This window comes from Bacillus sp. T2.9-1 (assembly GCF_950097965.1).
Taxonomy (GTDB): domain Bacteria; phylum Bacillota; class Bacilli; order Bacillales; family Cytobacillaceae; genus Niallia; species Niallia hominis.
Map to the genome: position 1 here is coordinate 42,077 of NZ_CATNHG010000081.1, position 10,745 is coordinate 52,821.

At 34.2% G+C, this 10,745-nt stretch carries 8 protein-coding genes and 1 riboswitch; of the genes, 4 read left to right on the forward strand and 4 right to left on the reverse strand.

Annotated features, from left to right (window positions below):
• Positions 1 to 240: 240 nt before the first annotated feature.
• Entirely contained in the window at positions 241 to 510 is a 270-nt protein-coding gene (locus tag QQZ16_RS08850; RefSeq protein ID WP_051640897.1) for an aspartyl-phosphate phosphatase Spo0E family protein, read from the forward strand.
• Positions 511 to 734: 224 nt separating this feature from the next.
• Here QQZ16_RS08850 and QQZ16_RS08855 read toward each other — a convergent pair whose 3' ends face one another.
• Complete coding sequence (locus QQZ16_RS08855) at positions 735 to 2,222, reverse strand: ATP-binding protein (protein WP_284561298.1); 1,488 nt, start codon at positions 2,220 to 2,222, stop codon at positions 735 to 737.
• A gap of 167 nt (positions 2,223 to 2,389) precedes the next feature.
• Here QQZ16_RS08855 and QQZ16_RS08860 point away from each other — a divergent pair, with 167 nt between their 5' ends.
• Together QQZ16_RS08860 and QQZ16_RS08865 are read left to right on the forward strand one after the other, a co-directional pair.
• On the forward strand, positions 2,390 to 2,827 hold the full coding sequence (locus QQZ16_RS08860) for a MarR family winged helix-turn-helix transcriptional regulator (RefSeq protein ID WP_031534145.1): 438 nt from the start codon (positions 2,390 to 2,392) through the stop codon (positions 2,825 to 2,827).
• Between the two features lie 164 nt (positions 2,828 to 2,991).
• Positions 2,992 to 4,686: a M3 family oligoendopeptidase gene (locus tag QQZ16_RS08865; protein WP_031534147.1), complete on the forward strand. Its 1,695-nt coding sequence runs from the start codon at positions 2,992 to 2,994 to the stop codon at positions 4,684 to 4,686.
• A gap of 38 nt (positions 4,687 to 4,724) precedes the next feature.
• Here QQZ16_RS08865 and QQZ16_RS08870 read toward each other — a convergent pair whose 3' ends face one another.
• Positions 4,725 to 6,884, reverse strand: coding sequence for an ATP-dependent Clp protease ATP-binding subunit (locus QQZ16_RS08870; protein WP_031534149.1), 2,160 nt, complete (start codon positions 6,882 to 6,884; stop codon positions 4,725 to 4,727).
• Positions 6,885 to 7,199: 315 nt separating this feature from the next.
• Between QQZ16_RS08870 and QQZ16_RS08875 the strand changes: the two genes are divergently transcribed.
• Entirely contained in the window at positions 7,200 to 8,231 is a 1,032-nt protein-coding gene (locus QQZ16_RS08875) for a YkvI family membrane protein (RefSeq protein WP_031534151.1), read from the forward strand.
• 407 nt (positions 8,232 to 8,638) lie between these two features.
• Here QQZ16_RS08875 and QQZ16_RS08880 read toward each other — a convergent pair whose 3' ends face one another.
• Together QQZ16_RS08880 and QQZ16_RS08885 are read right to left on the reverse strand one after the other, a co-directional pair.
• Positions 8,639 to 10,000, reverse strand: a complete 1,362-nt coding sequence (locus QQZ16_RS08880; protein WP_251627370.1) for a PFL family protein — start codon at positions 9,998 to 10,000, stop codon at positions 8,639 to 8,641.
• 17 nt (positions 10,001 to 10,017) lie between these two features.
• Entirely contained in the window at positions 10,018 to 10,296 is a 279-nt protein-coding gene (locus QQZ16_RS08885; RefSeq protein WP_031534154.1) for an ACT domain-containing protein, read from the reverse strand.
• Between the two features lie 136 nt (positions 10,297 to 10,432).
• Positions 10,433 to 10,516: riboswitch (glycine riboswitch) on the reverse strand.
• Between the last annotated feature and the right edge of the window lie 229 nt (positions 10,517 to 10,745).

Here is a 10,745-nt window from a genome sequence, read left to right on the forward strand (position 1 = left end):
AAATAACCAAAAAGAAAGCGTTTGCTTACTTTAGTCATACCATTCGACTATTTTCGTCGCGTTTCTTGTCGAACAACAGTAATGGTTAGATAGATAAATAGGTCTTTTTACCTATTTTTTCTTAAAAAAATGTCTAATATTGCGAATCTATTTACTTTTATTTGTTTTATTGTAATAATTCATCAAGTAAACAATAATGAATTGTTTGAAAGTTGGAATTTGATTAGGAGGAAGAAAAAGGTGTATTGTAAGAAAACAGAATTGTTAGATGAAATTCAAGAGAAGAGGGAGGTAATGATAAAAACAGCAAAAGAGCTTGGTACTATTGATGCGGAGACGATTAGGTTAAGTCAAGAGCTTGATGAATTAATCTATAAATATCAGCTTGTTTTTCGTTACGAACGAGAAAAAAGAAAACAAATAAAAAGAAAATATAAAAACACTCGAATTTTTTGGTCTAATGCTAGTCAATATAAGCGCAAAAATTATTCTGAGGTTGTATATAGATAATATACTATTAAATAATATTGGTGAAGGGTAATGGCAGTAATTACCTAATAATATCTCATCTAAATCAATGCCCTTCTGTAATTAAATGATGTTAATACCCCATTATTCCGCATGTGTCCACGATCAGGATAAAGAAAAAAGCATCTTTTGTTCAATAGTTATTCCCCTCTTTGTGGAAAGAAGGGAAATATAAAGGAACATGCAAGAAGCGAAGAAGTAGGTTGTTAGTCTATTAAAGGTAAAATAATATTCACCCTTGTTTCTTTCTTTTCTCTACTAGATATTTGTATTTCACCATCGAATGATTCAATGATTCTTTTACATACAACAAGCCCCAAGCCGGTACCTGATTCCTTCGAAGTGTTAAATGGTTCAAATATTTTCTTTAATTGACGGCTGGACATGCCTATACCATTATCCGTTACTGAAATAAGTACGTTTGAACGAATAGGACGAACTGTAAGCTCTAATTGACCACCATTTTCCATTGCTTCAAGTGCATTTTTTGTTAAATTCAACAGTACTTGTTTCATTTGATCTGCTATTCCAAGTACATAAATGTCTTCATCAGGCACTTTTTCAATATACTTTACATTATATAAATTTGCTTCTGAAATAATAAGTGGATTAAGTTCTGCTATAATCATTTTTAAATTCATATTATGTTTTTTTTGTGCTGTAGGCTTTCCTAAAATGAGGAATTGACTTACAATTTCATTTATTCGAGCAATTTCTTTTTGGATAATGGAAAAGTATAGCTGATCCTTTTGATCTTGATGTTTTTCACTTAATAATTGGATCAATCCTTTAATTCCTGTTAAAGGGTTTCTAATTTCATGAGCTGAACTAGCAGCTAAATTACCAACAAGCTCTAATTTTTGGATTTCATTCTCTTTTGTTTCTTCCTTTCTTACTTTTCTTTGATAGTAAAGAATCATAATCAGATAAATAAGGTGAAAAATGAGAATGAAGAACAGAGGTATCCAAATATTTGCTTTGACAATGTTCCAAATATTCGGTTTTACTAATTCAACCATGATTGACCAAGGTAAACGGTCAATCGGCATGTTAATGACATTTTCGCCTAAAGTTGCACCATCATTTATATAGAGAATGGTTTCTTTTTGCCCATTCATAATCGCAATATTTTCCTCTGAGGATAACATCTTCGTTAAATTAATAAGGTAATCGACACGAAGATATGCTGTTATAATCGCGTCTAGTCTATTATGTTGACCTAATATTGGCATTGCAATACCGATAACCTTCTGTCCGTTACTTAATACTTCTTCTCGATTAGAAATCACTAAATCCTTTGAGTTTATAACTTCCAATATATAATCTTCCTCTGAAATATCAATGGAATCATAAGTATCATTTACCCCTGCAATCGTTTTCCCTTTACTGTCGAGTAAAAATAAACCCCCATAGATATGCTCATTCGTAAATACTTTTTTAAGTAAGCTATCCATCTCATTAGGTGTATCAATATTTGGTTGAATAGATAGACTTAATATATTTAAAGAGGATACTACTTTGTTTATATAAGAGTCCCATTGCTTTTGGTGGATGGAAGCAACCCATTCTGCATGAGCTTTATTTTTGGCTTCTTCTTTATTTATTTGGTAATTAAAAAAAAGAACTGCAGTAATCATAATAGGAATAACAACGATTACAATATACGAAATTTTTTTTTGTGTAGTTATTTTCATTAATAGATTCTCCATAACGAAATTCCAATGTATAAACTTCATTATAACATGAAATGGTAAAAGCTCAATGACAGGCGGAGTTCTACAGAAATTGACAAATCTAAGGGAGAATACTATAATTTATCTGAATTCGAGATAATGAATTATTCTAATAAGGGAAGTTTTATATGGAAAAAAAAGATATTGAACAATCATTAAAATTATATATTGTTATGTCTCGAGCATTTCGAGCAATCAATGAAAATGTGAATAAATTAATTACTGCAAATGGATTGAATCCAACTGAGTTTGCTGTTCTCGAATTGTTGTATCATAAAGGAGATCAACCGTTACAGCAAATAGGAGGTAAGATTTTATTAGCAAGTGGAAGTATTACCTATGTAGTTGATAAACTGGAAGAAAAAGGGTATTTAAGAAGAATTGCCTGTCCAACAGATCGAAGAGTCACATTCGCTCAAATAACGGAAAATGGCAAACAGTTGATTGAAAGCATTTTTCCAAATCACGAACAAAGAATCCATGAAATCATGTCTGAACTATCACCAGGAGAAAAAGATGTGGCAATTGAATTAATTAAACGCCTTGGTTTATCAGTTGGAAAATAGTCATTGTATAATGTAAAAAGCGAGTATTCATAAATAGGATAAAGGTTTATTTCGAAGGAACTATTTGAAATAAATCTTCCTTACGAATTTCGCTTTTATGTATTTGTGTTGTTAATATTCATGTATAATTATAGTGATACATAGAAGAAATAGGGGGTATATAAATGAAATTTTCGGAATTTACATACAAAAGACCAAATATTGAAGAGTTTGCAGTTAAGATGAATGAACTATTAGTAGATTTTAATAATGCAGAACATGTTCAGCAGCAAATTACTGCGATAGAGAAAATAAACGAGCTAAGAAATGATGTTTCTACAATGTTTAATTTATGCTATATTCGACACTCTGTTGATACAAATGATGAATTTTATCAAAAAGAACAAGATTATATGGATGAAGTATCTCCTAAGGTGGAGGGGCTTACTACTAAATATTACGAAGCGCTTGTAAAATCTAAGTTTAAAGAACAATTGGAAGAAAAATGGGGACATCAGCTATTTGCATTAGCGGAAGCTCAATTAAAAGTGTTCTCAGAAGAAGTAGTAGAGCTTTTGCAACAAGAAAATAAACTATCAACAGAATACACAAAGCTTGTAGCTTCTGCAAAGATAATGTTTGAGGGAGAAGAAAGAACACTTGCACAATTGCAGCCATTTACGGAATCAAAAGACCGTGATACTAGAAAGGCTGCTAGTGAAGCCCGTTTTGCTTTCTTTGGTGAGCATGAAGAGCAGTTAGATAGAATATATGATGATATGGTAAAGGTTCGTACAGAAATTGCCAAAAAGCTAGGATATGAAAACTTTGTCGAGCTAGCATACTATCGTATGTATCGTACCGATTATAATGCAGAAATGGTTGCCGCATTTAGAGATCAAGTAAAAGAACATATCGTCCCATTAACAACAAAATTAAAAGAAAGACAGCAAAAAAGAATAGGGGTCGACTCCTTAAAATATTATGACGAACCATTCGAATTTTTAACGGGGAATGCTACTCCTAAAGGAGATCCAGCCTGGATAGTTGAAAATGGTCAAAAAATGTATAAGGAACTATCAAAAGAAACTGGTGATTTCTTTTCCTATTTGAGAGAAACAGAATTAATGGATTTGGTTGCTAAAAAAGGAAAAGCAGGGGGAGGATATTGTACCTTTATTGAAAATTATAAAGCGCCATTTATTTTTTCTAACTTCAATGGAACTTCAGGAGATATTGATGTATTAACACATGAAGCAGGTCATGCATTCCAAGTGTACTCTAGTGGTGGATTTGATATTCCTGAATACTATTGGCCGACATATGAAGCTGCAGAAATTCATTCGATGAGTATGGAGTTCTTTACATGGCCATGGATGGAATTATTCTTTAAAGAAGATGTAGAGAAATATAAGTTTTCTCATTTAAGCTCAGCACTCTTATTCCTTCCTTATGGAGTATCAGTGGATGAATTCCAACATTGGGTATATGAAAATCCGACCGCTACTCCAAAAGAAAGAAAACAGGCTTGGAGAAATATCGAAAAAAAATATAGTCCACATCTTGATTATGATGGAAATGAGTTTCTAGAGAATGGTGGCTTCTGGCAAAAGCAAGGGCATATTTTTAGTTCTCCATTTTATTATATTGATTATACATTGGCGCAAATCTGTGCATTCCAATTCTGGAAACGTTCAAGAGAGAATCAAGAAGATGCTTGGGCTGATTATGTTAAGCTATGCAAATTAGGGGGAAGCATGCCGTTTACGGAATTAGTGAAAGAGGCTAATTTAATCTCTCCATTTGAAAATGGCTGTGTAGAGTCAGTTGTCGGCGTAATTGATGAGTGGTTAAGTTCTGTAGATGACCGAAATCTATAAAAGAAAACCGTGGGATTGCCCCACGGTTTTCTTTTTATTTACTGACTAATAGATTGTGTTTGCACTGGTTTGACCTTAATTTGGTCATCCTCAATAACTGCAGTTAATTCTTTAACTGTTGGCTCATCGAGAATAACATCTGCTAATTGATCTTCTAAATGCTCTTGAATTACTCTTCTTAAAGGACGAGCACCAAAGCTTGGATGTGTTCCTAATTCTACGATTTTCTCTTTGGCCGTTTCGGTTACTTGTAAAGTGATTTGCTGTTCTTGTAAATTTTGAGAAAGTTCCTCTAATAATAAGTCTGTAATTTGTAGTAAGTGTTCTTTTTCCAATGATTTAAACTCGATAATCGCATCAAAGCGGTTAAGGAATTCTGGTTTAAAGAAGTTTCCTAATGTTTGTAAAAGATTGCTTTCTTCGATTGCATCATTATTTCCAAAGCCAACAACCCTATGTTTATGGGCGACACTTGCATTACTTGTCATAATAATAACAGAGTCTTTAAAGCTGACAGTGCGTCCTTGGCTATCTGTTAAGCGTCCGTCTTCTAGAATTTGCAAGAAGATGGATTGAATATCAGGATGTGCTTTTTCGATTTCATCTAGCAGAATAATGCTATATGGATTTCTTCTAACTTTTTCTGTTAATTGTCCTGCTTCTTCATGACCAACATATCCTGGAGGAGAACCAATGATTTTACTAATGCTATGTTTCTCCATATATTCACTCATATCTAGGCGAATCATACTATCCTTGCTGCCGAATAATTCTTCTGCTAGTGTTTTGGTAAGTTCCGTTTTCCCCACACCAGTTGGACCGACGAAAAGGAAGCTACCAATTGGTCTCGTTTTTGATTTAAGTCCTGCTCTACTACGTTTAATGGCTTTAGCCACTTTGCGAACAGCCTCATCCTGTCCAATTACTTTTGCTGCTAATCGATCACTTAAAAACTTCATTTTTTGCTGTTCATCTTCCTGTAATTTTCCTACTGGAATGCCCGTTTTCTTTTCGATTAATTGCTGGATAAGGGCAACATCCACAATCGGCTTATCATCATTGTTTGGTTCATTTAATGCCTTTTCAAGCTGTTGTTCTTCTTTGCGCAGTTGAGCTGCTTTTTCATAATTTTCTTCTTTTAATACTTTTTCTTTTTCTTTTGCTATCATAGCAAGACGATTTTCGATTTCTTCCGTGTTTTGATAAGTAGAAGAAAGATTCATTTTAGAACCAGCCTCATCCATTAAGTCAATCGCTTTATCTGGTAAGAAGCGGTCTTGAATATAACGATGGGATAGCTCAGTACATGCTTTTATTGCATCTTCCGTGTAAGAAACTTCATGGAATTTTTCATATTTATCCTTAATGCCATTTAAAATCGATAATGTAGCTTCCACAGATGGCTCACTTACTTGCACTGGCTGGAATCGTCGCTCTAAGGCAGCATCCTTTTCGATTTGACGATATTCTTTTAAGGTTGTTGCCCCAATGATATGCAGTTCGCCGCGAGCTAATGCTGGTTTTAAAATATTCCCAGCATCCATAGAGCCTTCTGCAGAGCCTGCACCTACTAACTGATGGATTTCGTCAATAAAGACAATAACATTTTTTCTAGCTTGTACTTCTTGAATGACTTGCTTCATTTTTTCTTCAAATTGACCGCGAATACCTGTATTTGATACAAGGGAAGCCACATCTAATAAGTAAATTTCTTTATTTTGTAATTTTTTTGGAACATTGCCTTCCATAATTTTTAAAGCTAATCCTTCTGCTATCGCTGTTTTCCCGACACCAGGTTCCCCGATTAGTACTGGATTATTTTTATTTCTTCGATTTAGAATCTCGATTATACGTTCAATTTCATTTTCTCTTCCGATAACTGGGTCAATCAAACCAGCATTAGCCATTTGATTTAAGTTTTTCCCATGTTTATCGAGAATGCCAGCTTTTTTATTGTTATTAATAAAAGGAGCTTCCTTTGAAGCACTAGCTCCCCCTAATGAATTTGATTGGTTAAGTGATTGAAATAACTCGTCAAAAGGGGAAGGTTGGAAAAACATTGGGCCGTTTTGTGCTGTCATTTTTTGCTTTTCTTTTTGATAGCAAACATGACAAATATTCATTGTGCTTTCCATATTGTTTAATACAAATCGTAAGCTGATTGTGGCACTGTTTTGTTGGCAAATTTCACATTTCATCATTAAATATCCTCCTTTTGATTTTGACTAATATTGACCTTTTGTAATTATGATTATACTTTGACCTTTTTTGACTTTCAAGTTTTTTGCTTAAAAAATATTAATGGAATTTTATTCCGTTTAAAAATCTCCTGAAGACTCTTTACTTGCATACAGAATGGGAGGAAGATAGACTGGGTTCTTCCTAATCCAAATGTAAATATTCTTGTTCAAAATTAGGAAGCTATTTCATTTAAAAATTTATTTTTTATTTAGAGAAAATGCTCGTCATTGTTTGTCCATTTCTACATATAGTTGATGTAGGGAGGGAAATCTGTGAAAAATAAATGGTATGCTGCAATACAGCTAGCAGCGGTGTATGTAGGTACTGTTGTCGGTGCTGGATTTGCGACAGGAAGAGAGATAGTAGTCTTTTTTTCACAATATGGATTTATCGGCTTGTTAGGAATCATTGTAAGTGGATTTATTTTTGCGTATTTTGGGGCGAAACTAATGCGTATTTCGGTCAAAATAAAGGCATCTTCCTATCAAGAGTTTACTATTTACTTATTTGGTAATGTCATAGGAACAATGATTAACATTCTATTATTACTTATGCTAATAGGAGTCTGTGCTGTGATGTTTTCAGGAGCTGGTGCTGTATTTGAAGAGCAGCTCGGCCTAGATAAAACGGTTGGCGTCATTTTTACAATTGTCCTTTCTTTAATGGTTATGATGGTAGGAACAAGAGGGTTATTTGCCGTAAACACATTTGTTGTACCTATTATGATCAGTTTCAGCTTTATTCTCTTTATACTTTCTATTTCTTTGCCAGGATTTTTGGGAGAGATATTTCAAATGGAGACCATTACTTGGAAAACGATCAGCTCTCCGTTTTCGTATACTGCCTTAAATTTGGCTTTAGCAATTGCTGTGCTAGTACCTGCAGCCTCTGAAATTGGTGATGAAGAAGTGGTTAAATGGGGAGGTATTTTAGGTGGAATTGCTCTAATGATGATTCTAATATCCAGTCATTTTTCCCTTATTATGCTGAAGGATGTTTATCTGTATTCTATTCCTATGGCTATTATTATGAAAAATTTAGCTCCACAGCTTTCATGGGTTTATATTTTAGTCATATATGGAGAAATTTTCAGTTCGGTAATCGGGAATATTTATGGGTTAGAGAGGCAGTTGCGGAGCTTCATTCCTTTACCAAGTATGGTAATAATCGGTGGAATTATTTTGGTTTCCTATTTAATTAGTTTCGTACAGTATGGCACATTATTATCCTTTTTATATCCTATATTTGGTTACATAAGCTTAGTATTCTTGCTGTTCTTATGGATTAAACCTGTGCCTAAATAATTGGTTTTCGCTTCTAACAAGAAGGTGAGGCTGGGACAAAACTAAAAAACTAATCTTTAAAGACGAATAATCTCTAAAGTAGCTTTTAAATAAAGCTACTTTCTCATGATGGTTTTCTATGTTTTTAAATATAGTCAGGTGTAAAAACTAAGTCGTTCCATTGCGCTACGGACGCACGATGCGCCGGGGAGGAAGCTAAGCCTCCTCGCTGCGCTGCGGGGTCTCAGCCTTTCCTCTATTTCCCGCAGGAGTCGAGCATCCTCCGCTCCATTACACTTCGTTTTTTAAACCTTTTTCAAAACAATAAACACGAATTTTCATGCAAATTAATTACATAATAGTTCGTGTTTATTGTTGAATGAAATGCTTATGTCCCAGCCTCATGTATTTGTCATGTAAAGATACTATTAGTTAATTAATGCTTGTAGGGGAGATGGTATACGTCCGCCTCGGTCAATGAGTTTAGCTGAACTAAATGGATTAACTCCCATTACAGGTGCTCGACCTAAAAGACCGCCGAATTCTACGATTTCTCCCTCTTTCTTTCCTGGGACAGGAATGACACGGACAGCTGTTGTTTTTTTATTAATCATTCCAATAGCTGCTTCATCGGCAATGATTGCTGATAACGTAGCTGCTGTAACATCTCCAGTCAGGGCAATCATATCAAGTCCAACAGAGCATACACAAGTCATTGCTTCCAGTTTAGAAAGGGTTAAGCTGTCATCTAAAATTCCTTTAATCATTCCATTATCCTCACTTACTGGAATGAAGGCGCCACTTAATCCACCAACATAACTACTTGCCATTGCTCCACCTTTTTTAACTGCGTCGTTCATTAAAGCTAATGCTGCAATGGTCCCATGTGTTCCGACACGTTCCAAACCAATCTCTTCTAATATTTCTGCAACACTATCATTAATAGCATTAGTCGGTGCAAGGGATAAATCCATAATTCCAAATGGTACATCTAAACGTTCCGCAACTACTCGTCCAATTAATTCCCCAGCTCGAGTTATTTTAAAAGTTGTTTTTTTGATGATTTCTGAGACTTCTCCTAAATCAGCTTCAGGATATTTCTTCAATGCACTTAATACAACGCCAGGTCCACTAACACCAACATTGATTACAACTTCTCCTTCACCTGCTCCATGGAAGGCTCCAGCCATAAATGGGTTATCTTCAACAGGATTACAGAAAACCACTAGCTTAGCACATGCTAGACCATTTTGATCTTTTGTATTTTCAGCAGCTTTTTTAATTATTTCACCCATTTGTTTTACTGCATCCATATTAATACCGGTTCTAGTCGTAGCAACAGATACGGAGGCACAAACGCGTTCTGTCACAGAAAGTGCCTCTGGAAGGGCAGCTAATAATGTTTGATCACCTTTAGTAATCCCCTTATGTACAAGGGCAGAATATCCACCTATAAAATCTACATTTAAATCTTTTGCGGCTTTATCTAATGTTTTTGCTAGGGTTACTGCTTGTTCTACTGTACTATTTCCTAGAATTTCTGCAATTGGAGTGATAGAAATACGCTTATTAATAATGGGAATTCCATATTCCTTTTCAACAGCATTTGCTACTTCCGTTAATTTGCTTGCATACTTTGTAATTTTTTTATAGACAGACTCATTTAACTTTTGAAAATCTGAATCAGCACAATCATAAAGGCTGATTCCCATCGTAACAGTACGAATATCAAGGCTTTCCATCTGTACCATATTAATGGTTTCCATCATTTCATTCAATGCAATTTTCATTTTCTGACCCTCTTTTCTTAGACACGGTGCATGGATTGAAAAATTTCTTCTAATTGGATATTAATTTTTAAATGAAGTTGCTCGCTTAATTCATCAAACTGTTTTGTTAAGTTATCCAAGTTTTCTTTATCGGTAATATCTACTAACATCATCATTGTAAAGAAATCTTGTAGGATGGTTTGACTGATATCTAGGATATTAATGTGATTATTAGAAAGGATTGTTGTTACCTTACTGATAATTCCAATTTGATCTTTTCCAATGACACTTACGACTGCTCGACGTTGTTGAACCATTATTTCACCTCATACCTCACAATTTTGTTTGCTTCTCAAATAAAACGATTTAATGAATGTATGAAAAAAACAGATTGGATACACCAATCTGTTTCAAAGGATAAGAAGAACCAGGACATGATTATAAATATGTATTGGTTGTTCTTCTGTCCTTTTACCTGAGATTGTGAATCCTTCGGTGCCGTTTGGGAATCCAAACGGTCTCTCCAGAAGCTGCTCCTGTTATAGTTTGATCCATAACATTCATAGCATGTAATTTATTTAAGAAATATAATGTGATGTTAACAGTTTTTTTTCATGTGGTCAACCAAATATTTCTTTTAGATTGAGTCAAGTTTTTGTGGGAGTTTTTTTAGCTCCCTTTTTATAAAATAAAACTTTTAATTTTGTATCCGCTTTCTAAACATTTTCTTTCATCAAAATTTCGTTTTTTTCTTTTTTTAAAAACC